Origin of the sequence: Actinoplanes sp. NBC_00393, from assembly GCF_036053395.1 — a bacterium.
Classification (GTDB): domain Bacteria; phylum Actinomycetota; class Actinomycetes; order Mycobacteriales; family Micromonosporaceae; genus Actinoplanes.
This window is the reverse complement of sequence record NZ_CP107942.1, coordinates 10,927,084-10,949,577: the sequence shown is the minus strand read 5'-3', so window position 1 is coordinate 10,949,577 and position 22,494 is coordinate 10,927,084. Positions and strand designations below refer to the sequence as shown.

The following is a 22,494-nucleotide window of genomic DNA, read 5'->3' as shown; positions in this document are numbered from 1 at the left end:
CCACCCTTGCTGCTCAACCCGCATACCTACGACCCCGCGCACCTCGACCCGGAGTCGCGCCGCCTGCTGCGCGCCACGATCGACTTCTTCGAGGAGCGGGGCAAGAAGGCGCTCCTCCAGGCACACATCGACCGCGAGTGGTACTCGGACTTCCTGGAGTTCGCCGGCAAATCCGGGCTCTTCGCGAAGTTTCTGACGCCCAGCGCCGACGGCGCCGGCACCCGCTGGGACACCGCCCGCAACGTGGCGCTCAGCGAGATCCTCGGCTTCTACGGCCTCAACTACTGGTACACGTGGCAGGTCACCGTGCTCGGCCTCGGCCCGGTCTGGCAGAGCGGCAACGCGGAAGCCCGGCAGCGCGCCGCGCAACTGCTCGACGAGGGGCACGTGACGGCGTTCGGGCTCTCCGAGCGCTCGCACGGCGCGGACATCTACGCCACCGACATGATCCTCACGCCCACCGCCGACGGCGGTTTCCGGGCGACCGGCAGCAAGTACTACATCGGCAACGGCAACGTCGCCGGCCTGGTCTCGGTCTTCGGCCGGCGCGCCGACGTCGACGGCCCGGACGGCTACGTGTTCTTCGCCGCCGACAGCCGCCACCCTGCCTATCACCTGGTCAAGAACGTGGTGAACTCGCAGATGTTCGTCAGCGAGTTCCGGCTCGAGGACTACCCGGTCGGTCCGCAGGACATCCTGCACACCGGCAAGGCCGCCTTCGACGCCGCGCTGAACACGGTCAACGTCGGCAAGTTCAACCTGTGCACGGCCGCGATCGGCATCTGCGAACACGCCATGTACGAGGCGGTCACCCACGCACACCAGCGGATCCTGTACGGCAAGCCGGTCACCGCCTTCCCGCATGTGCGGCGGGAGCTGACCGACGCGTACGCCCGGCTGGTCGCCATGAAGCTCTTCGCCGACCGGTCCGTGGACTACTTCCGCTCGGCCGGCCCCGACGACCGCCGCTACCTGCTGTTCAACCCGATGACCAAGATGAAGGTCACCACCGAGGGCGAGCGGGTCATCGACCTGCTCTGGGACGTGATCGCGGCCAAGGGCTTCGAGGCGGACACCTATTTCGACAAGGCCGCCAAGGACATCCGCGGCCTGCCCAAACTCGAGGGCACGGTGCACGTCAACCTGGCGCTGATCCTCAAGTTCATGCCGAACTATTTGTTCCGCCCTGCTGAGTATTCGCCGGTCCCGACCCGGCACGACGCCTCCGACGACGAGTTCCTGTTCCGCCAGGGCCCGGCCCGCGGCCTCGGCCAGATCCAGTTCCACGACTGGCGTCTCGCGTACGACGCCCACGCGGCGGTGCCGAACGTGGCCCGCTTCCGCACCCAGGCCGACGGCCTCTGCGACCTGCTGCTCAAGCACGCGCCCGACGAGACCCAGCAGGCCGACCTGGACTTCCTGCTCTCCCTGGGCCAGCTGTTCGCCCTGGTCGTCTACGGCCAGCTGATCCTGGAACAGGCCACCCTGACCGACCTGGACGGCGCCCTCCTCGACGAGATCTTCGCAATCCTGGTCCGCGACTTCTCCGAATACGCGACGGAGCTGCACGGCAAGGCCGCAACCACGGACGAACAGGCCGAGTGGGCCCTCACCCAGATCCGCCGCCCGGTGATCGACGAGGCCCGCACCGCCCAGGTCTGGCAGCAGGTCCTCTCCCTGGTAGGCGCCTACGAGATGCACCCCTGACCGCCGGCCGGGGCCGCCCCACCGGCCCCGGCCACTCAGCGCTTTGCGATTCCAGTGCTCGCACCGTCATGGCAGCGCTCGGCGTCACGCTGCGCATACGCCCTCATTCCGGAATGACCCATTGATCGTTGATCGTTGATCGAGAACTCGGCCTGGGTCCCCCTGATGGCGATGGATCTCCACGACCGAGTCCATGATCAGCTCCATGGTCGCGTCCGGGATGGTGCCGCCATCGCTCCAGACCGGAGAGCTCGGCAGATGGAACCCGTAGGAATCAGGCGCTCGATCCACCGACAGGTCCAGAGTCCGGCCCTCATACTCCACACGGATCGTTTCGCGATCGATGCTGCGCAGCAGCACACCCCGATCGTTGCGCGCCGCCTGATCGTTCAGGATCTCAATATTCACACCGGCCTTCCTCGCATCCGCTCGCACTGCCACTGTGAGGCCTCCGCGGCGTCAGTCGCTATTCCGCCTTGATCCACTCTCCATCGATCTTGAACATCACTTCGACGCCCTTATGGCCCCGGATCTCCCGGATCGAGTCCTTGATCAGGCTCATGGTCTCCTCCGAGATCGAGGTGCCGTCGTTCCAGAACGGATCGCTCGGCAGGTAGAAGCCGTAGGAACCCGGCGCCCGGTCCACGTCGAGGTCGAGAGTCCGTCCCTGGTACTCGACCTGCATGGTTTCCCGATCGACGCTGCGCAACAGCACGCCCCGGTCGTTGCGTGACTCCTGACTGTTCAATTCCTCCACTGCCACGGCTGTTCTCCCTACGGTGCCGCTATCGGATCGATCACGTTAATGTTCGTGACGGCCGGGTTCTTCGCCAGAGCGTCCCGCTCCGAGGTCAACCAGACGCTGTTCGGATTCGGTTGATGGATCCAGGCGGTCACCTCACCCTGAGCATTCTCGGCATACCGTTGTGACAGCCGCGTCCAGACGACGTCCGCTTGGTCGAAGTCGATCGGTGAACCCTTTTCGTACAACAGCTTGTCATCGAATTTCTTGCCGCCCGGCGTCTGCTCCAGGACGACGGAGTTGACGCCGTCGACATTGGCCTCGGCGTACTCGCGCATTCGCTTGCCCGCGTCGGTCTTCCCGGAGTAGAAGTTGGCACCGTCGACCGGGCTGCGCACGTCGGCGAGTTCCACCTCACGCAGCAGGCCCTTGAGCGCGGTTGTTTTGCTGCGTGCGGTGACGCGGTCCGCCAAGTCCTTGCGGCCGGCCTTCTTCAGCAGGGTCGCGGCCTTGCGGAGCATGGTGGCTATCTGGCCCTCGACCAGGGCCATGGCCTGCTGGATCAGCTTGCGGCAGGCGACCCGGGTCAGCGCGATCCACACCGGGATCTGGGCCGCTGCCGCGCCCGCGGTGGCGAACGCCGTGACCACTGCCTGGCCGACCTGGAAGGCCAGGGCGGTCAGCTGGGCGATGAACGCCGTCTTCATCGCGATGGTCACCCCGGCCATCGCGATCAGCGCCGCGCCGATCAGCTCAGCTGCGGTGGCCGCGTCGTTGAGGTGGCGGTGGGGGCCGTCCTCGGTGTTCCACCAGCGTTCGAAGGCTTCGATGGTGGCGCCTTCGCTGGACATCCAGACCTGCTGGGCGGTGGCGGTGGCCTGTTCGGCGTGGGCGCGCAGCCGGGTGCCGTGGTCGATCCAGGCCTGGCCGTCGGCCTGCAGCTGGTCCTCGTCGGCTTCCGGCCATTCCAGGCCGATCCAGCTGAGCGGCTCGGTGAGGGCGTCGGGCAGCGTGATGGTCATGACGGCGGGCCGCCGTAGAGGGAGGCTGCGTTGGCGTCGTCGGTCTCGGCGGCCGAGCGGGCCTGCATGACCAGGGTGGCGGCGGCGAAGCCGACCTGTTCGGTGTACGACGCGAACGCCTCGAAGGCCTCGCCGACCACCGCCTGGTACGCGAGCCCGAACACGCTCCCGGCCTCGTCACCGCCCCACGGGCTGCCGGAGCCGGCCACCGCGTTCTCCAGCGCCGCGTTCTCGTCGATCATCTGCTGGGCGCGCCCGGCCAGCTCGCGACCGGCCGCGGCGACGCTGTCCGGGTCGAGGCGTACCTGCTCTACCATGACCGGCCCGCCCGCCGGCTGATGTCGAACAGCGCGGTGGAGATCTCGGCGAACCGGCGCTCAGCGGCGTCGGTGGCCTCGGTCAGCGCCGAATTCAGCTCTTCCGCGGAAGCCGCGGAAGCCGCGGAAGCAGCGGGGTACTCGGGTGGAGGCTGGGACTGGACCTCCTCGAAAGCAGAGGCGAAGGCCGTGAGGAGCGCGACCCGCAGCTCCTCGACCGGAAGGTACGCCACCCGCGGGTCCAGAACGATATCCCGCAGCGTGCCGTCGGCGTCCAGTTCCACCTGCACCCGCCCGTCGGCGGCCTGACCTACGAAGGCATCCATGCGGGCGTATACAGCAACCGCCCGCCACCTGGTTCAGTGGCGGGCGGTCACTCAAAAGAGAAGATCAGGTCTCCGGGTTGCTCGTCAGGTCCATCAGCTGCTGGGTGACGTGGTTGGTGAGCGCCTCCTGGTAGCTGGAGGCGAGCTGACCCAGGCGCTCGATCTCGTCGAGCAGGGCGGCCCGCTTCTCCACCAGGCTGTCCATCGCCTCGGTGTGGTTGCGCCGCGCGTCGGTCTCGATGGTGCTGGCTTTCAGCTGTGCCTCGCTGACCAGCTGCTCGGACTTGGTCTGCGCGTTGGTGATGATGGTCTCCGACTCGCGCTGCGCGTCGCGCATGTGCTCATCGGCGGTGCGCTGCGCCATCATCAGCACCCGGGAGTTGCGGTCGTCGTCGCCGGCGGACGGGCCGGGACCGGCCGGTGCCGCGCTGCGGGCCCGCTCGAGCTGGGACTGCACACTCCGCGCGTTCTGCTCGGCGCGGGCGCGGGCCTCCTGCAGCCGCTCCAGCTGGGCGGTCAGGTCGGCGAACTCGTTGTTGAGCACCATGGTCGAGGCCGCGTTGCCGCCACCGCCGCGCTGCATCTGGTCGCGGAGGGCGCCGTTCTCCTCCAGGAGGCGGGTCAGCTCCTGCTCGACCTCGTCCAGGAACGCGTCGACCTCCTCCTCGTCGTAGCCCCGCTTGCCGATCGGAGGCTTCTTGAAGGCGACGTTGTGGATGTCTGCTGGAGTGAGCGGCATCGTGCTTCCCGGTTTCCCCTCGGTTGCGGTGGTGCGGCAGAGATCCTACTGGGCAGTATCTTACGGCCGTCGACCACCGGCGGCTGATCGAGCGTACGCTGCCCCGGCTGAAGTCGCTGGCCGCGGCGGTGCCCGAGTTGGCGGTTGGTGCCCGCCCTCAGTGCCAGAAGACGGCGACCGCCGCGTTGATCACGGTCAGCGCGATGATGCCGATGAAGTGCCCCTTGTTGATCTCGGTCCGCTTCCGCGGGATGAAGACCATGATGAAGATCAGTACGGCGAAGAGCAGCTTCACGCCGAGCTTGATCGGATTCGGCTCGTCGTCGCCCCCACCGCGCAGCGGCGCCGACAGCAGCAGGCCGGAGGCGAGCTGGATCACCGCGCCCCACAGCACGGCCGGGTTGATCCGGTACTTACCGGACAGGAACTGCGTGATCGCGCCGCCCAGCAGCAGCGCGAACCCGATCAGATGGATGAAGAGCAGAATCAGCCGGATCGCTTCCACGAGCGAAAAGCTTGCCAGCAGGGGTGACAGCTGATCACGCCGGGGTTGGTGTGACTGGGTTAGCATGCTGGTGGGTGGAGCGCCCGCCCGTGCCACGAGTGGCTGCCCACGTCAACCATGCGACGTGGCCAAGAGTCTCCGACTCAGCGCCGAGAGACCGCTGCGGTGCGTGCGCGCCGTCCGTCCGGCGGGTGACGTGGGTGCCCGCTCGAGGACGTGATGGGCATGTTCGAGCGGTTCACCGACCGAGCGCGTCGGGTTGTCGTCCTGGCCCAGGAAGAGGCCCGGATGCTGAATCACAACTACATCGGGACCGAGCACGTGCTGCTCGGCCTGATCCACGAGGGTGAGGGCGTCGCGGCCAAGGCTCTGGAGAGCCTGGGCATCTCTCTTGAGGGAGTGCGGCAGCAGGTCGAGGAGATCATCGGTCAGGGCCAGCAGGCGCCGGCCGGGCACATCCCGTTCACCCCCCGCGCCAAGAAGGTGCTGGAGCTGTCGCTCCGCGAGGCGTTGCAGTTGGGACACAACTACATCGGTACGGAGCACATCCTGCTGGGCCTGATCCGGGAGGGCGAGGGCGTCGCCGCCCAGGTGCTGGTGAAACTCGGCGCCGATCTGGCCCGGGTCCGCCAGCAGGTGATCCAGTTGCTCTCCGGCTACCCCGGCAAGGAGCCACCGGTGCCGGGTGTCACCCCGGCCGGCGGCGAGGGCACTCCGGCGACCTCGCTGGTCCTCGACCAGTTCGGGCGCAACCTGACCCAGGCCGCGCGCGAGGGCAAGCTCGACCCGGTCATCGGGCGGGAGAAGGAAATCGAGCGGGTCATGCAGGTGCTGTCCCGCCGGACCAAGAACAACCCGGTGCTGATCGGCGAGCCCGGCGTCGGCAAGACCGCCGTGGTCGAGGGTCTGTCCCAGTCGATCGTCAAGGGCGAGGTGCCCGAGACGCTCAAGGACAAGCAGCTCTACACGCTGGACCTGGGCGCGCTGGTCGCCGGTTCCCGCTACCGCGGTGACTTCGAGGAGCGCCTGAAGAAGGTGCTCAAGGAGATCCGTACGCGGGGCGACATCATCCTGTTCATCGACGAGATCCACACCCTGGTGGGTGCGGGTGCCGCCGAGGGCGCGATCGACGCCGCGAGCATCCTCAAGCCGATGCTGGCCCGCGGTGAGCTGCAGACCATCGGCGCGACGACCAGCGACGAGTACCGGAAGTATGTGGAGAAGGACGCCGCCCTGGAGCGCCGTTTCCAGCCGGTCCGGGTGGAGGAACCCAATCTGGAGATGACGATCCGGATCCTCAAGGGCCTGCGGGACCGGTACGAGGCGCACCACCGGATCAGCATCACCGACGCCGCCCTGGTCGCGGCCGCGACGCTGGCCGACCGGTACATCTCGGATCGTTTCCTGCCGGACAAGGCGATCGACCTGATCGACGAGGCCGGCGCCCGGATGCGGATCCGCCGGATGACCGCGCCGCCGGACCTGCGCGAGTTCGACGAGCAGATCGCCCAGGTCCGCCGCGACAAGGAGTCCGCGATCGACGCGCAGGACTTCGAGAAGGCGGCGCAGCTGCGCGACAAGGAGAAGCAGTATCTCGGGACCAAGGCGCAGCGGGAGACGGAGTGGAAGGCCGGCGATCTCGACGTCGTCTCGGAGGTCGACGACGAGCAGATCGCCGAGGTCCTGGGCAACTGGACGGGCATCCCGGTCTACAAGCTGACCGAGGAGGAGACGACGCGCCTGCTGCGCATGGAGGACGAGCTCCACAAGCGGGTGATCGGCCAGGAGGACGCTGTCCAGGCCGTTTCGAAGGCGATTCGGCGTACCCGGGCTGGTTTGAAAGATCCTAAGCGGCCGAGTGGTTCGTTCATCTTCGCCGGTCCGTCCGGTGTGGGTAAGACCGAGTTGTCCAAGGCGCTGGCCGAGTTCCTGTTCGGCTCCGAGGACGCGCTGATCCAGCTGGACATGTCCGAGTTCCACGATCGGTACACGGTGTCGCGGCTGGTCGGGGCGCCTCCCGGATATGTGGGTTACGACGAGGGTGGCCAGCTGACCGAGAAGGTGCGGCGCAAGCCGTTCTCGGTGGTGCTGTTCGACGAGATCGAGAAGGCGCATCCGGACGTGTTCAACACGCTCCTGCAGATCCTGGAGGACGGTCGCCTGACCGACGGCCAGGGCCGGATCGTCGACTTCAAGAACACGGTCATCATCCTGACGACGAACCTGGGCACGCGGAACGCGGCGAAGGCCGTGCAGCTCGGGTTCCAGACGTCGGAGAGCACGGAGAACAACTACGAGCTTATGAAGACGAAGGTCAACGACGAGCTGAAGCAGCACTTCCGGCCGGAGTTCCTGAACCGGATCGACGACACGATCGTCTTCCACCAGCTCTCCGAGGACGAGATCCTGAAGATCGTCGACATCTTCGTCGCCCGGATCGCGGAGCAGCTGAAGAGCAAGGACATGGGCCTGGAGGTCAGCGCGAAGGCCCGCAAGTTCCTGGCCACCAAGGGGTTCGACGCGGTGATGGGCGCCCGGCCGCTGCGCCGCACCGTGCAGCGCGACCTGGAGGACCCGCTCTCCGAGCAGATCCTCTTCAACGAGCTGCGGCCCGGCCAGACCGTGGTGGTCGACAGCAAGGGCAAACCGGAGAAGCTGACCTTCCGCAGCAAGGGCCGGGAGAAGGTGCCCGCGGCCGCGGGCGGGGAGGACGAGAAGTAGCCGTCATTGCCCGGCGAGCACGACCAGCTCGCCGGGCACCGTGGTCAGCACGGTCGCGGTGCCTTCGACCTGCACCCGGTACGCCGTGGGCGGGCCGGGCGGCCCCCACTCCGCGCCGACGATGGTCGCGGTCCGATTCCGGTACGGGTCGGTCAGGATCCGGACCCGCGCGCCGGGCGCATGGCCGTCGTTGGCGACCATCAGCAGCGCGTCGAGGATCTGCCGGACGCCGGTGAAGTGCGGCCCGTCGAACGGCTCGCGGCCCACCAGCGCCCGGGCCTCCCGGTCGAGGTCGGCGCACTCCATGTCGACGGCGGTCTCCTCGCCCATCTCGGCGATCCAGGCCAGGCTGCCGACCGGCGGCACCAGGCCCGGGGCGCGGGCGGCAACCGCCGAGTACAGCATCGAGAGCAGCCCCTGGCGGCCCTCGCCGTGATAGAGCATCCCGACCCGGGAGCCCGGCCGGCCGCGGGTCGGTGGGAACCGCTCCACCAGGTGCTGAGCCCGTCCGTCCGGCAGCAGCGCGGCGCGCCGGGTGTCCGCTCGGCGCTGCTCGAACGTACGCAAAGCGCGCTCCTCGACCAGACGCTGACGGTGCGTGTCGTGCCCGGCCGGGTAGATGGTGCGCCCGTAACTGGCGATCGTCTCGCCGGACTGCAGACCCACCGCGTCCAGTTGGCGCGCAGCGACGGAGTAGGCGACGCCGGCGCGGGCCGCCTGCGCGCGAATCGCCCGTTTCCGGGCCCGCCCCCGCCGAGGCGTCCCTCGATTGTGATCAGTCATGCTGCTCACCGCCTACCCCGGATGATATCGCCGGGGGTCACTCGGCGGGGGCGTCGTATCGGCGACGAACGAACCGGCCGAGCCGGCCGGCGAACTCGGCGATGGTCGCGGCGGCCACGTGCCGGGAGTCCCAGACCGCGGCGAGCCGAATGCTGAGCCGCTGGTCACCGGTGGTCACGGCGAGCGGGACCAACCCGAACCGCGGATCGTCGGAGACCACCGCGATCCCCCGGCCCGCGGCGGCCAGAGCCTGCGCGACCGTGCCGTTGGCGGCTTCGATCGCCGTCGCATATCCGGCGCCGGCGTTGTCGAGGGACTGCCGCGCGGTGAACGCCGGCGGCAGCGCGATCAGCGGTTCGGCCAGCAGCTCGGCGAGGGGCACGCTGCCCCGGCCGGCCCACGCGTGGCCCTCGTGCACGTACGCCCAGACCGGCAGCACAGCGAGGGCCCGCGACCGGTACGGCGCCGCCGGGCGGACCGTGCCGATCGCCAGGTCGGCGCCGAGCCGCAGCGTCTCCGCCGGGGAGAGCCCGTCCGCGCCGAGCACGTCGATGGTCGGGTCCTCGGGCGCCAGCGTCGCGATGAAGGGCGACACCACGTCGGTCAGGGTGACCGTCGGCGCGCCGATGGTGAGCCGGGACAGCCGGCCCTGAGCGTGGAAGCCTGCCGCGACCCGCAACGCGTCGGCACGTTGGAGCAGGTCACGGGCTTGCGGGAGGAGTTCCCGGCCGGTGGTCGAGAGCGCCAGCCGGCCGCCGGAGCGGTCGAAGAGGACCACGCCGAGGTCGCGTTCGAGCTGCCGCAGCTGGCGGGACAGACCGGGCTGGGTGAGGTGCAGGCGTTCGGCGGCGCCGCTGACCGTGCCGGCCTCCGCGGTGGTCACGAAGTACCGGAGGTGCCGGAGCTCCATCATGCCTCCGAGGCATAGCTGAGGTGCTCAGATGGTAATGGACAGGCATAGCGGGCGATCCGAGACTGGCGGCGTGAGCATCGAACAGCAGCGCCGGCTGGTCACCGACCTCCCCGGCCCCCGCTCCCTCGACCTGATGAGCCGCAAGACCGCGGCGGTCCCCGACGGCGTCGGCACCACGATGCCGGTCTTCGCCGCCCGCGCCGGTGGCGGCATCGTCGTCGACGTCGACGGCAACCACCTGATCGACCTGGGCTCCGGGATCGCCGTCACCTCGGTCGGCGCCAGCGCGCCCCGCGTGCAGGCAGCGGTCGCCGCGCAGCTCGAGGCCTTCACCCACACCTGCTTCATGGTCACGCCGTACGACGGATATGTGGCGGTCGCCGAGACGCTCAACCGGATCACGCCGGGTGACCACGAGAAGCGGACGGTGCTGTTCAACTCGGGCGCCGAGGCGGTGGAGAACGCGGTGAAGATCGCCCGCGTGCACACCGGCCGGGACGCGGTCGTGGTGTTCGATCACGCGTACCACGGGCGGACGAACCTGACCATGGCGATGACGGCGAAGAGCAAGCCGTACAAGCACGGGTTCGGGCCGTTCGCGCCCGAGGTGTACCGGGCTGCGGGGTCCTACCCGTACCGGGACGGGAACCTGGACGGGGCGGCCGCGGCGGCCCGCGCGATCGACCAGATCGACAAGCAGATCGGCGCGGAGAACCTGGCGGCGCTGGTCATCGAGCCCATTCAGGGTGAGGGCGGGTTCATCGAGCCGGCGCCCGGGTTCCTGCCCGCGCTGGCGGCCTGGTGCCGGGCCAGCGGCGTCGTCTTCGTCGCTGATGAGGTGCAGACGGGCTTCGCGCGTACCGGTGATCTCTTTGCCTGTGGGCGTGAGGGTGTGGTGCCGGACCTGATCGTGACCGCGAAGGGCATCGCCGGTGGCCTGCCGCTCTCGGCGGTGACCGGCCGTGCCGAGATCATGCAGGCGCCGCACGTGGGCGGCCTGGGTGGCACCTACGGCGGCAATCCGCTGGCCTGCGCGGCCGCTCTCGCGGCCATCGAGACGATCGAGGCCGACGGCCTCGCCGAGCGGGCCCGGAAGATCGAGGGCTTGCTCGTGGAGCGTCTGTCGCGGTTGCGGGATCGAGACGATCGCATCGGTGACGTACGCGGACGCGGCGCCATGATCGCCGTGGAACTCGTTCGACCCGGCAGCACCGAACCCGACCCGCGACTCGCCCGGGACGTCGCCCGCGCCGCCCATCAACAGGGTGTGATCGTGCTGACCTGCGGCACCTACGGCAACGTACTGCGCTTCCTGCCCCCACTCACGATCAGCGACGAGCTGCTGCACGACGCCTTCGACGTGCTCGACGCCGCCTTCGAGGCCGTGCGATGAGCGCGGCCGCCGCGCCTCGCATCCGCCGCCACACCGGCGCCGCGCCCGCTATCACGGTGCCTCGCTTCCGCCGCCCCGCCGGCGCCGCGCCCCACCTCACCCCCCAGGAGATCGCCCGATGAGCCGGACCTTCGAAGTCCTTGACCCGGCCACCCTCGACGTGGTCGCCGAGGTGCCTGACCAGGGCGTCGCCGAGGCGCGGCAGGCTGTGGACGCGGCCACCGCCGCCTTTCCCTCCTGGTCGCGGACCGCGCCGCGGCGGCGGTCGGAGATCCTGCACCGCGCGTTCGAGCTGATGCTGCGCGATCGGGACGAACTGGCCCGCTTGATCAGCCGGGAGAACGGCAAGTCGCTGTCCGACGCGGCGGGCGAGGTGACGTACGCAGCAGAATTCTTCCGCTGGTTCGCCGAGGAGGCGGTGCGGCCTGGTGGCGAATACGGGGAGGCTGCGGCGGGCGGCGCCCGTACCCTCGTCTCGCATCACCCGGTCGGCGTCGCCGCGCTGGTCACGCCCTGGAACTTCCCGGCCGCGATGGCCACCCGCAAAATCGCGCCGGCGCTCGCGGCCGGCTGCACCGCGGTCCTCAAGCCGGCCGCGGAGACTCCGCTGACCGCCCTCGCGGTCGCCCGGCTGCTCACCGAAGCGGGCCTGCCGGACGGCGTCGTCACCGTGGTCACCACCACCGACTCGTCCGGCGTCGTCGGCGCCTGGCTGAACGACGAACGGGTCCGCAAGATCTCCTTCACCGGGAGCACCGCGGTCGGCCGGGTGCTGCTGCGGCACGCCGCCGACCGGGTGGTCAACTCGTCGATGGAGCTGGGCGGCAACGCGCCGTTCATCGTCACCGAGGACGCCGACCTGGACGCTGCCGTCGCCGGAGCGATGGTCGCCAAATTCCGGAACGGCGGGCAGGCGTGCACCGCTGCGAACCGGTTCTATGTGCACGCGGCGGTGGCGGACGAGTTCGTGGCCCGGTTCGGCGCGCGGGTGGAGAAGCTGATCGTGGGGCCGGCCGGTGACGGGTCGGACATCGGGCCGCTGATCAGCGCGGCGGCGGTCGACCGGGTTCGGCGCGCGGTGGAGGAGAGCGGCGCCCGGATCGCCCATCAGGCTGCTTGTCCGGAGGGTGCCGGGCATTTCTACCCGCCGACTGTGCTGGTGGATGTGCCGGCGGGGGCGGCGATTCTGCGCGAGGAGATCTTCGGACCGGTCGCGCCGGTGGTCACCTGGACCGACGAGGCCGCGCTCCTCGCACAGGTCAACGACACCGAGTACGGGCTGGCCGCGTACGTCTTCGCCGGTGATCTGGCCCGCGCTCTGCGCCTGGGCGAGTCGATCGAGGCCGGGATGGTGGGGATCAACCGCGGGCTGGTCTCTGATCCGTCCGCGCCGTTCGGTGGGGTGAAGCAGAGCGGTCTTGGGCGTGAGGGCGCCCGCGATGGGCTGCGCGAATTCCAGGAGACCCGCTACCTGAGTGTCGACTGGCCGGCCTGATCCCGGGCCTCGCCCCGCTCGGGTTCTCGGCCGGCTCGGCATGGGCCGGCTTGGCGCCGGCCGGCTCGGCTCGGTGGCGGCTGGCTTGGTGTCGTGCGGCCCACAAGGCTGCGCAGAAGGTGCCTACCGCCCGGTAGCGTCGGGCTGGTCAACACGGCTGTTTCGTGGTCTTCCGAACAGCCCTGTTAACCAGCCGGATTTCAGCGGGGAGGGCGAGATGACGCGGTATGTCGCGATCGGGGACAGCTTCACCGAAGGGCTGGGCGACACCCAGCCGGACGGGACCGAGCGTGGCTGGGCCGACCTGGTCGCCGCCGGCATCGCAGCCGGTGAGGGCGAGACGATTCAGTACGCGAATCTCGCCATCCGCGGCCGCCTGCTGGAACCGATCGTCACCGAGCAACTCGACGCGGCACTGGCTCTCTCCCCGCAGCCGACCCTGCTCTCGCTCAACGGCGGCGGCAACGACATGATGCGCCCAGGCGGTGACCTGGCCCACCTCGTCCGGCTGACCGAACGCGCGGTGCAGCGGTGCAACGAGGCGGGCGTACGCGTCCTGCTCCTCAGCGGCGCCGACCCGTCCGGGCATCTGCCGTTCGGCAGCCGGATGCGCCCGAAGGGCGCGGCCCTGACCGATGCGGTCCGCGGGTTCGTGGACAGGTACGACGTCGTCTTCGTCGACATGTTCAACGACCGGGAGATCCAGCGGCGCGACTACTGGTCGACCGACCGCCTGCACCTGAACGCGAACGGACATCGCCGGGTCGCCAGCAAGGTGCTCACCGCGCTCGGCTACCCGACCGAGGCACACGTCATCGCGCCCGGACCGGCTGCTTCACTGAACCTGATCGCCGAGGCCCGGTACTACCGCGAGCATGTCCTGCCGTGGATTCAGCGACGACTCGCCGGCCGGTCGTCCGGCGACAACCGGACCGGCAAGTACGTGGACTGGGTGCCGGTCAGCTCACCGGCAGTACCCGAGCGATCCTGATCGAGGTGTTGCCACTGCCGGCGGCCGGGTAGGCGGCACTGCCGTCTGGGTACGCCTTGAACGCCTGGTAACTGTGGTCCTTCACCTTGATCGTGAACTGGGCGCCGACCGCCTTGCCGGTGCCGGAGTCATACACCCGGGCGGCCATCGTGGACCCGGACTGCCAGGCCAGCAGCATCCGCCCGGCGCCGTAGGACACCAGGTGCGGATGGGCGGACGACACCCCGGTGCGGATCGTGGTGTCCGACTTGCCGGTGGTGAAGTGCTCAAGGCGTACCGATGCGCCCTGGCTCCAAGCAGTCCAATAGCCCTTGCTCTTCGCAAGCACCAGATCGCCACCGAAGAGCGTGCCGTCGCACTTGCCCGCGGCCACCGTCCGGTACGGGTTGGGCCGCGCGATCCGGCAGTTGTTGTCGGTGGCGCAGACCGCGACGAACCGCTTCGTCCGCGGATCCCAGACGATCCGCGACGTCCAGGCGTGACTGCAACCGACCTCGGCGGCGTCCTTGTGCCCGCTGACCAGGTTGCCCTTCGCGTTGACCACCTGGATCCGGTCGCCCTGGTGAATGTCGACGCAGTTGCCGTTCTTGACGGTGATCGCCGTACCGAAATAGGCCGCCCAGTTCTTGCCGTCGGTCGCCAGCCGGCCGTGATGCTGGTACCACCAGACGAACCGCGCCCCGTCGTCGTACCCCTGGCGCCCGCCGGTCAGGTTCGTGACCTGCCGCTGCCAGACCTGCTTGCCGGCATTGTCGAACCGGATCATGTGCATGGTGTTGCACGGGCTGGACTCGCCGCCGCAGAGCGGGCCGGTGCCGCAGGTGCCCTTGCGGGTGAGCAGCAGTACGCCGCCGTTGGCGTCGGCCTGCACATCCTGCAGGTCGATCCCGGCGAAGCTGGTGGGCTTGCCTACCAGCTTGTCGTCGCAACCCAGCTTGCCGAGGTAGACCTTGCCGTCGGCGCCGCGCCAAGCCAGCCAGGAGCCGCCGTCGGGGCGGGCCGCGATCGCCATCGGCAAGGGGTCGGTGTCGGCCTCGCCGCTGTAGCCGGTCACCTTTGTGCCGAGCTTTACCTCGGTGATCCTGGTTGTGGGCTTGGTGGAGGCTTTCCGGCCGCATGGTCCAGTGGCGGCAGTCGCCGTCCCGGGTCCGGCGCCTGGCCCACCGCCCGGTCCAGCTCCCGGCCCGGCTCCTGGTCCGGCTCCCAGCCCAGCTCCTGGTCCGGCTCCCGGCCCAGCTTCCGGTCCGGCGGATGGCGCGCCGGGTGCTCCCGCGGCCGCCGCGGCACCGGGCTGCGCGGCCGAGTTCGCGGCGACCTCGCTGGCGTCGCCGGTGGCTGCCGGGTCGCCGTTGGAGCACGCTCCCGTCGCCAGGGCGGCGATCACGGCGACCGCCGCCGCGATCGAATGCGTTGCGCGCATGTCCATTTCCTCGGTTGTTTTAAGTTTCAGTTAGGGGCGGCTTAAATCGCGCTTCAACGATCCCGAAGAATGCGCAACGAAAGACCTTACTGCCCTCTCATCCCCGGTCAACCCCTTGATCATCGAGAAGTGGCGCTAATTCCAAAAGCGCAGCAAAATGGGGCTTCAACTATCAGCGGCGGCTGATATAGCCGCTTTATTTCCAATTCCCGCGTGGCTGCTGACACACGCCGTTTCCCTTTGCAGCCTCCCCAGCACCATCTGCAGATGGCGCCCTACCTCGACCTTGCCGCGCCCCAGCTCGCCACCCATCGCTCGCCGCCCACCGCTCGCGGCCCATCGCTGGCCGCCCACCGCTCGCCGACTCGCGCCCACAAGATCAAGACTGCCCGCACGTCAGCCGGCTGGCCGCCACGCACCTCTCCGATGACCCCATTCCGTGCTTCAGCCCAAGCCGGACCCAACCCGGCTGGCCGTGACGCACCTAATAACGCTGCTGTTCCATGTCTGAGCGACGGCTGGCCGGGCCGAGCCGGCGGTCACGCAGGTAATCCGGCCGCTATTCCATGCCTGAGCGACGGCCGGCCGAGCCGAGCCGGCGATCACGCAGGTAATCCGCCGCTATTCGGGCTCGTCGAAGAACAAGCCGTTGCTTGGCGGATTTCGATGCGTTGATCTGTTATGGCGGTATCGGAGGAGGAACGGGGCAGGCTGGCAGCGAAGTTTGAGGTGATCTTGCCGCATCTGGACGAGCGGCAACGCCGGTTGCTGCTGGGTGCTGAGGCTCGGGTGCTGGGGCATGGCGGGATCCGGGCGGTAGCGCGAGCTGCCGGGGTCCGGGAGGGCACGGTGGCTGCGGGCGTCGATGAGTTGGAGGCCGGGGTGGCGCCGCTGGGCCGGGTCCGCCGTGCCGGTGGCGGCCGGAAGCCGGTGACCGAACATGATCCCGCTCTGATGCCGGCGTTGTTGGGGCTGGTCGAGCCGGACGAGCGGGGGGACCCGATGTCGCCGCTGCGATGGACGACGAAGTCGTTGCGCCACCTTGCGCAGGAACTGGCCGGGCGGGGTCATAAGGCCGGGCCGGACACGATCGCTGCTCTGCTGCACGGTGAGGGATTCAGCCTTCAGGGCAATGCCAAGACTCTGGAAGGCAGACGCCATCCCGACCGCGACGCCCAGTTCGGCTACATCAACGAGCAGGTCAAGGATTATCTGTCCAGCGGTGACCCGGTCGTCAGCGTCGATACGAAGAAGAAGGAACTCGTCGGCGCGTTCGCGAACAAGGGCCGCGAGTGGCGGCCTGCCGGTGAGCCGGCCGTAGTCCGCACCCACGACTTCGCCGATCCGCAGCTGGGACAGGTGATCCCCTACGGGGTCTACGACTTGGCCGCCGACACCGGCTGGGTCGCCGTCGGCACCGACCACAACACCGCCGCGTTCGCCGTCGCCACTCTGCGCCGCTGGTGGGACGGCTACGGCCGTGACCGCTACCCGAACGCCGGACGGCTCTTGATCACCGCGGACGCCGGCGGATCCAACGGCTACCGCACTCGCGCCTGGAAAACGGATCTGGCCGCTCTCGCCGCCGAAATCGGGCTACCGATCACCGTCTGCCACTTCCCGCCCGGCACCAGTAAATGGAACCGTATCGAGCATCGCTTGTTCGCCCACATCTCGATGAACTGGCGGGCACGACCCCTGACCAGCCACGAGACCATCGTCCACACGATCGCCGCGACCACCACCAGCAGCGGGCTGCGCGTGCACGCCGAACTCGACACCGGCCACTACCCGACCGGCGTCGTCATCACCGACGAGCAGATGAGCACCCTGGCCATCGACCGTCACGACTGGCACGGCGACTGGAACTACACCCTGCGCCCCGACCCGGCCACACCCGCCGGCGAACCCGCGACAGCCCTACCACCGCTGCATCACCTGGCCGCGCTGGTGCACCCGGCCATCACCGGCATGCCCGACAGCGCATGGAACGACCTGATCAGCCGGCTCACCGTTCCCCATCAAGCCCAACACGAAGCGTTCCTGCACAACCTGCGCGGCCACGCCCGGCCCCGCGGCGGCGGCCGCAAGATCCGCGTCACCCTCAGCCACCAACTACTGGCCACCTTGCTCCACGACCGCTACCAACTGCCCCGCAAGGTCATCGCCGATCTGTTCGGCGTCGCCGGCACCACCATCAACGTCGCCATCCGCAACACCCGCACCCTGCTCACCCAAATCCAGCACCCCATCGAACCCAGCAACATCCGCCTCACCAACCACACCGACCTCGCCGCTCACACCCGCGCCGCCGGATTCACCGCACCCGCCTTGATCAAAACAGCGAGTTAAAAATCGACGAGCCCTTCCATGCCTGAGTGACGGCTGGGTCGGCTGCGATGTGCCTGGGCCGAAGTTGATCATGCCGGAGGCCGGTAGCCGGTGGCTGCATCCGCGGCCGGGAAACAACATTGAGCGACAGCTGGGCACGGCGGCTGACGCCCACGGCTGCATCCGCGGGCGAGAGACGACACTGGGCGACAGCTGGGCGCGGTGGCTGACAGCCAGAGCTGCATCCGCGGCCGGGAAACAACATTGAGCGACAGCTGGGCACGGCGGCTGACGCCCACGGCTGCATCCGCGGGCGGGAGACGACACTGGCCGACAGCTGGGCGCGGTGGCTAACGGCCAGGGCTGTTTCGTGGCGGGGAAGGTGCCGGGTGAGGCTGAGTGGCTACCAGGCGGGGTTGGGGGTTCCGGGGGTGGCACCGGGGATGGAGGTCTGGGCGCGGAGCTCGGCCAGGGCCTGTCGGGCGTTGACGGCGCCGTCCGGGGTGAGGCGGTAGAAGCGGCGGGCCGGGCGGCCCTGGGCGGAGGGGTCGATCTGCTCCCAGCGGGCCTCGAGCCAGCCGGCCTCCTGGAGGCGGTGCAGGATCGGGTACAGGCTGCCGCTGGCCAGGCCGGTCGACTGCATGAGCTCCAAACCGTACCGATCCGCGTCGGGCTCCGTGAGGAGCGCGGCCAAGATCCGCGCGGTCGGTATGGTGATCCGCATACAGGTCACTGTATCCGGACTCTATATAGGGTCGGAACCCCTCGAGGAGCGACATGAAGGCGGCAGGGAAAGTACTGGTCGTCACGGGTGCCGGCAGTGGCATCGGCCGTGCGGTGGCGCTCGAGGCGGTGCGGCGTGGTGCGCGTGTCGCGGCCGTCGACCTCAATGCGGCAGCGCTGGCGGAGACCGCGAAGCTGGCCGCGGACCAGGCCAGAGCCGCCGCCGGAACCAGGACGGAAGCCGCAGCCAAGCCCGGCGCCCGGACAGAAGCCGGAGCCAGGGCGAAAGATGGAGCCTGGACGGAAGCCGGAACCAAGGCAGGGGTCGGAGCCGACACGAAAGCCGGAACCAGGGCGGGAGCCGGGACCGCGGTGGGGGCTGGGAGCGGAGCCGTCGACGGGCCTGGGGATCTGCTGTCGGTGCACGAACTGAACGTCGCGGACAAGAGCGGAGTGCAAGCACTACCCGCAACGGTCGCCCGGCGATGGGGTGCGGTTGACGGCCTGGTGCACTGCGCCGGGATCATTCAGCCGTTCACACGGCTCAAGGATCTGGACTTCGAGACCATCGACCGGGTCTTCTCGGTCAACTGGTCCGGCACGCTGTACCTGACCAAGACCTTCCTGCCGGTGCTGCTGGACCGGCCGGAGGGGCACATCGTCAACGTGTCCAGCATGGGCGGCTTCCTGCCGGTGCCGGGCCAGACGATCTACGGCGCTTCCAAGGCCGCGGTGAAGCTGCTCACCGAGGGGCTGCACGCCGAGTGTGAGGGCACCACGGTCCGGGTGACCAGCGTCTTCCCGGGCGGTGTCGCCACCAACATCGGCGCCAACTCGGGCGTCGCGATGCCGGTGGACGAGGCCGCCGCGGCGAGGCAGGCCGGCCGGATCACCACGCCGGAACGCGCCGCCCGGGACATCCTCGACGGGATGGAGCGCGACGCGTACCGGGTCCTGATCGGATCCGACGCCCGGATGATGGACCGGCTCTACCGGCTGAGCCCGCGGCGCGCCGCGGGCCTCATCGCCACCAAGATGAAGGATCTGCTGAACCGCTAGGTCGCCAGAAGCTAGATCCGGAAGCGGCCGATCACCCGCTGCAGCTCGGCGCTGATCCCGGCGAGCTCGGTCGCCGTGCCGGTCGCCTCGACCAGGTTGGCGGTCGTGCTCTGGGTGGCGTTCGCGACGCCGGTGATCGTGCTGGCGATCTCGGTGCTGCCCTGCGCAGCGTCGCCGACGCTGCGGCTCATCTCGCCGGTGGTCGCGGTCTGCTCCTCGACCGCCGACGCGATGGTCAGCTGGTAGTCGTTGATCCGCGCGATGATCGTCGAGATCTCGCCGATCGCGGCGACCGCGTTGGCGGTGTCCGACTGGATGGCCTCGACCCGCCGGGAGATGTCCTCGGTGGCCCGGGCGGTCTCCTGAGCGAGGTCCTTGACTTCGCTGGCGACTACGGCGAAGCCCTTGCCCATCTCGCCGGCGCGGGCCGCCTCGATGGTGGCGTTGAGGGCCAGCAGGTTGGTCTGCTCGGCGATCGAGGTGATCACCTTGACCACGTTGCCGATCTCGGCGCTGGAGTCGCCGAGCTTGGAGACGGTCGCGTTGGTGGTCTCGGCGACGCCGACCGCTTCGGAGGCGACCCGGGCAGCCTCGTTGGCGCTCTCGGCGATCTCCCGGATCGAGACGCCCATCTCCTCGCTGCCGGCGGCGACGGTCTGCACGTTGGAGGAGACCGAACCGGCCGCCGCGGCGACCGCGTCCGCCTGGTCGGAGGCTTCCCGGGCTGATTCGCCGATCCGCTCGGTGGCGCCGGTCAGACGCTGGGTGGACTGCCCGAGCACCTGCGAGCTGGTGGTCAGTTCGCCGACCATCTCGCGCAGGCCGTCGCGGGCGGTGTTCACGGCTACCGCCATGCCGCCGAGCTCGTCGCGGACCTGCACCTCGGCCGGGACGGTCAGGTCGCCCTGGGCGACCGCGGCGAGCGAGGTGGAGACGCTGCCGAGCTGCCGGACGATGACCCGGCAGACGAAGGCCGCCAGGCCGAGACCGAGCAGCAACGCCACCGCCACAAAGATGATCATTTGGGTACGGGCGTTCCGGTAGGTCGCCGCAGCCTCCGCGGCCATCTCGGCGGACTCGGCGGACTCGACCCGCTGCAGTTCCTCGATGGCGCCCTTGAGGTCGGCCTGGGTCTTGTTCCAGACCGGCACGATCTGATCGGTGGCGGGCATCTCGAAGCCGGCGGCCGGCGCCTCGCGGAACAGGGCCACGTCGCGCAGGTTGCGGTAATAGGCGAACGTGTCACCGAGCTTGCGCGCCGCCTCCATGCGCTCCGGCGAGTCGGTGGCCAGGGCCCGGTAGGAGTCCAGCGCGGTCACGAAATGCGTGTCCGCCTCCTCGGCGAGCTTCCGGGAGTTCTCCTTGGCGGCGGCCTCCGTGTTGATGGCCCATCCGAAGAGACCCTGGAAGCCGTCACCGGCTGCGCCGCGCAGGATGCTGAGCTGCACGAGCGCATCGACATGCCGGGTCTTCATCTCGGTGATGCCGTCGTTGAGGGTGCTCATCCGGCTGATCGCGAGGGCGCCGATGGCCAGTGCGGCGACGGCGATGGCGAGCACCGACACGTAGATCTTGGTACCCACCCCGAAGTCGGCGAGCCGGCCCGCCACCGGGTTGCGCTTCGCGGTGACCTGGCCTGCACTCGGCCGCACTCCGATTCCCATGTCCGACTCATCGGCAGATTCGGCCGACAGATGAGGCCGACCTACGGCAACGTTCACATCCCGGCGCGCCACCCCGAACATCTTGACAAGAAAGTTACGGCCGTCAACACTCCGAAACAATCTGTTGCAGCGACACCGAGCGATGCGTTAGCGCTAACAGAATCCCCAGCAGAGAAGGTCCGATGCATAGAATCCTCGTCCGGATCAGCACCCTCCTCAGCCTCGCCATCCTCACCGTCACCGGCTGGACCCTGGCCGTCGTGAGCCCGGCCGCCGCCCTCGACCCGTTCACCGGCTACCTGATGGCCCACTTCATCGGGGAGTCGGCCCGCGGCGAGCAGATCTACCTGGCCCACAGCAAGGACGGCCGGAACTGGACCGACCTCAACAACGGCAGCCCGGTCCTGCTCTCCACCGTCGGCACCCAGGGCGTCCGCGACCCCGCCATCATCCGGAACCCCGCCGGCAACCGGTACTGGATCATCGCCACCGACCTGCGGATCGCCAGCGGCACCTCGTGGAGCGACGCCGCCAACCGCGGCAGCAAGTCACTGGTCGTCTGGGAGTCCACCGACCTGGTCAACTGGTCCGCGCCCCGGCTGCTCAACGTGGCCGGCGCGATCACCGGGGCCGGGGACGCCTGGGCGCCCGAGGCCGTCTACAACGCGGCCACCGGCGACTACGTCGTCTACTGGGCCACCAACTCGGCACTGAACGGCGTGACCAAGCACCGCATCTGGTACGTCCGGACCAGCGACTTCCGCACCTTCACCGCCCCGCAGCTCTACATCGACCGGGGTACCGGCCAGGGCATCATCGACACCCAGATCATCGAGGTGCCGAACAGCCTGGGCGGCTACCGCTACTACCGCGCCTCGGCGGACGGGCAGATCACCATCGAGGGCAGCAACTCGATCCTCGGCTCCTGGACCCGGATCGGCGACCTGCAGCACCTCGGCATCTCCAACGGCGCCACCGGCGGCAACGTGGTCGAGGGCCCGATGTGGGCGCAGACCAACGGTACGAACGAGTGGAACCTCTGGCTCGACCAGTACGCCACCGGCCGCGGGTACATGCCGGTGACCTCGACGAACCTGGGCAGCACCCAGAACTTCCGGACCCGCACCGACTACAGCCTCGGCGTCACCCGCAAGCGGCACGGCTCGATCCTGAACCTGACCGCCGCCGAGGAGAGCCGGGTGCTCGCCAAGTGGGGCACCTCGACGCCGCTCAACCGGATCCAGTCGTACAACTTCCAGACCCGCTACGTGCGGCACTCCAACCTCGACGTCCGGATCGACGCCTCGGTCAGCCCGGCGCAGGACGCCCAGTTCCGGGTGGTGCCGGGCCTGGCGAACAACTCCGGGTACGTCTCGTTCGAATCGGCCAACTACCCGGGCTACTACCTGCGGCACTACAACTACGACATGGTTCTCGCGCCCAACGACGGGACCAGCACGTTCGCGGCCGACTCGACATTCCGGCAGGTGGCCGGCCTGGCCGACGCGAGCTGGTCGTCGTTCCAGTCCTACAACTATCCGACCCGCTACCTGCGGCACTACAACTACCTGCTGCGGGTGGACCCGATCAGCACCGCCACCGAACGCGGCGACGCCACGTTCCGCATCACCAGCTGAGAGATC

The 22,494-nt window shown here is 69.1% G+C and carries 20 protein-coding genes and 1 pseudogene; 9 read left to right on the top strand and 12 right to left on the bottom strand.

Annotated elements, in window-relative coordinates; translation table 11 throughout:
• The first annotated feature begins 6 nt into the window (after positions 1–6).
• The gene (locus tag OHA21_RS50640) at positions 7–1,707 is read left to right on the top strand and encodes an acyl-CoA dehydrogenase family protein (RefSeq protein ID WP_328468032.1); all 1,701 of its coding nucleotides are present in this window, start codon (positions 7–9) and stop codon (positions 1,705–1,707) included.
• A gap of 84 nt (positions 1,708–1,791) precedes the next feature.
• Here OHA21_RS50640 and OHA21_RS50635 read toward each other — a convergent pair whose 3' ends face one another.
• The 7 genes from OHA21_RS50635 to OHA21_RS50605 all read right to left on the bottom strand — a co-directional run bounded on the left by OHA21_RS50635 (position 1,792) and on the right by OHA21_RS50605 (position 5,358).
• Positions 1,792–2,115 carry a hypothetical protein gene (locus tag OHA21_RS50635; protein WP_328468030.1) on the bottom strand — a complete coding sequence of 108 codons (324 nt, stop codon included), beginning with the start codon at positions 2,113–2,115 and terminating at the stop codon, positions 1,792–1,794.
• A gap of 58 nt (positions 2,116–2,173) precedes the next feature.
• The gene (locus OHA21_RS50630; RefSeq protein WP_328468028.1) at positions 2,174–2,470 is read right to left on the bottom strand and encodes a hypothetical protein; all 297 of its coding nucleotides are present in this window, start codon (positions 2,468–2,470) and stop codon (positions 2,174–2,176) included.
• Between the two features lie 11 nt (positions 2,471–2,481).
• Complete coding sequence (locus OHA21_RS50625) at positions 2,482–3,471, bottom strand: WXG100-like domain-containing protein (protein WP_328468027.1); 990 nt, start codon at positions 3,469–3,471, stop codon at positions 2,482–2,484.
• Positions 3,468–3,788: a WXG100 family type VII secretion target gene (locus OHA21_RS50620; protein ID WP_328468026.1), complete on the bottom strand. Its 321-nt coding sequence runs from the start codon at positions 3,786–3,788 to the stop codon at positions 3,468–3,470. The genes OHA21_RS50625 and OHA21_RS50620 overlap by 4 nt, the downstream gene beginning before the upstream one ends.
• Complete coding sequence (locus tag OHA21_RS50615; RefSeq protein ID WP_328468024.1) at positions 3,782–4,114, bottom strand: YbaB/EbfC family nucleoid-associated protein; 333 nt, start codon at positions 4,112–4,114, stop codon at positions 3,782–3,784. The genes OHA21_RS50620 and OHA21_RS50615 overlap by 7 nt, the downstream gene beginning before the upstream one ends.
• 64 nt (positions 4,115–4,178) lie before the next feature.
• On the bottom strand, positions 4,179–4,853 hold the full coding sequence (locus tag OHA21_RS50610; protein WP_328468022.1) for a DivIVA domain-containing protein: 675 nt from the start codon (positions 4,851–4,853) through the stop codon (positions 4,179–4,181).
• 157 nt (positions 4,854–5,010) lie between these two features.
• A complete protein-coding gene (locus OHA21_RS50605) occupies positions 5,011–5,358 on the bottom strand; it encodes a hypothetical protein (protein WP_328468020.1) in 348 nt (115 codons plus the stop codon).
• 225 nt (positions 5,359–5,583) lie between these two features.
• Between OHA21_RS50605 and OHA21_RS50600 the strand changes: the two genes are divergently transcribed.
• Positions 5,584–8,079 carry an ATP-dependent Clp protease ATP-binding subunit gene (locus OHA21_RS50600; protein WP_328468018.1) on the top strand — a complete coding sequence of 832 codons (2,496 nt, stop codon included), beginning with the start codon at positions 5,584–5,586 and terminating at the stop codon, positions 8,077–8,079.
• A 3-nt stretch (positions 8,080–8,082) separates the two neighbouring features.
• Here the strand turns inward: OHA21_RS50600 and OHA21_RS50595 are convergent, their stop codons facing one another.
• The gene (locus OHA21_RS50595) at positions 8,083–8,862 is read right to left on the bottom strand and encodes a hypothetical protein (protein WP_328468016.1); all 780 of its coding nucleotides are present in this window, start codon (positions 8,860–8,862) and stop codon (positions 8,083–8,085) included.
• A gap of 37 nt (positions 8,863–8,899) precedes the next feature.
• Positions 8,900–9,775 carry a LysR family transcriptional regulator gene (locus tag OHA21_RS50590; protein ID WP_328468014.1) on the bottom strand — a complete coding sequence of 292 codons (876 nt, stop codon included), beginning with the start codon at positions 9,773–9,775 and terminating at the stop codon, positions 8,900–8,902.
• 70 nt (positions 9,776–9,845) lie between these two features.
• Between OHA21_RS50590 and gabT the strand changes: the two genes are divergently transcribed.
• The 3 genes from gabT (at position 9,846) to OHA21_RS50575 (ending at position 13,654) form a co-directional block, all read left to right on the top strand.
• Entirely contained in the window at positions 9,846–11,168 is a 1,323-nt protein-coding gene (gene gabT / locus OHA21_RS50585) for a 4-aminobutyrate--2-oxoglutarate transaminase (RefSeq protein ID WP_328468012.1), read from the top strand.
• 118 nt (positions 11,169–11,286) lie between these two features.
• The gene (locus OHA21_RS50580) at positions 11,287–12,663 is read left to right on the top strand and encodes an NAD-dependent succinate-semialdehyde dehydrogenase (protein ID WP_328468010.1); all 1,377 of its coding nucleotides are present in this window, start codon (positions 11,287–11,289) and stop codon (positions 12,661–12,663) included.
• 217 nt (positions 12,664–12,880) lie between these two features.
• On the top strand, positions 12,881–13,654 hold the full coding sequence (locus OHA21_RS50575) for an SGNH/GDSL hydrolase family protein (protein WP_328468008.1): 774 nt from the start codon (positions 12,881–12,883) through the stop codon (positions 13,652–13,654).
• On the opposite strand, the gene OHA21_RS50570 is transcribed toward OHA21_RS50575, so the two are convergent.
• Positions 13,623–14,708: a hypothetical protein gene (locus OHA21_RS50570; protein ID WP_328468006.1), complete on the bottom strand. Its 1,086-nt coding sequence runs from the start codon at positions 14,706–14,708 to the stop codon at positions 13,623–13,625. The genes OHA21_RS50575 and OHA21_RS50570 overlap by 32 nt on opposite strands.
• Before the next feature lie 1,047 nt (positions 14,709–15,755).
• On the opposite strand from OHA21_RS50570, the gene OHA21_RS50565 reads away from it, so the two are divergent.
• Complete coding sequence (locus OHA21_RS50565; RefSeq protein WP_442874930.1) at positions 15,756–17,426, top strand: ISAzo13 family transposase; 1,671 nt, start codon at positions 15,756–15,758, stop codon at positions 17,424–17,426.
• A 382-nt stretch (positions 17,427–17,808) separates the two neighbouring features.
• On the opposite strand, the gene OHA21_RS50560 is transcribed toward OHA21_RS50565, so the two are convergent.
• Positions 17,809–18,129: a PadR family transcriptional regulator gene (locus OHA21_RS50560; RefSeq protein ID WP_328468004.1), complete on the bottom strand. Its 321-nt coding sequence runs from the start codon at positions 18,127–18,129 to the stop codon at positions 17,809–17,811.
• 53 nt (positions 18,130–18,182) lie between these two features.
• Between OHA21_RS50560 and OHA21_RS50555 the strand changes: the two are divergent.
• Both OHA21_RS50555 and OHA21_RS50550 read left to right on the top strand, forming a co-directional pair.
• Positions 18,183–18,341, top strand: a pseudogene (locus tag OHA21_RS50555) (SDR family NAD(P)-dependent oxidoreductase); the annotation flags it as partial.
• A gap of 207 nt (positions 18,342–18,548) precedes the next feature.
• Entirely contained in the window at positions 18,549–19,187 is a 639-nt protein-coding gene (locus tag OHA21_RS50550; protein ID WP_328479045.1) for an SDR family NAD(P)-dependent oxidoreductase, read from the top strand.
• An 11-nt stretch (positions 19,188–19,198) separates the two neighbouring features.
• On the opposite strand, the gene OHA21_RS50545 is transcribed toward OHA21_RS50550, so the two are convergent.
• Positions 19,199–20,851 (bottom strand): methyl-accepting chemotaxis protein, encoded by a 1,653-nt coding sequence (locus tag OHA21_RS50545; RefSeq protein WP_328468002.1) that lies wholly within the window; start codon positions 20,849–20,851, stop codon positions 19,199–19,201.
• A gap of 182 nt (positions 20,852–21,033) precedes the next feature.
• Here OHA21_RS50545 and OHA21_RS50540 point away from each other — a divergent pair, with 182 nt between their 5' ends.
• Complete coding sequence (locus OHA21_RS50540; RefSeq protein ID WP_328468000.1) at positions 21,034–22,488, top strand: glycoside hydrolase family 43 protein; 1,455 nt, start codon at positions 21,034–21,036, stop codon at positions 22,486–22,488.
• Positions 22,489–22,494: the final 6 nt, after the last annotated feature.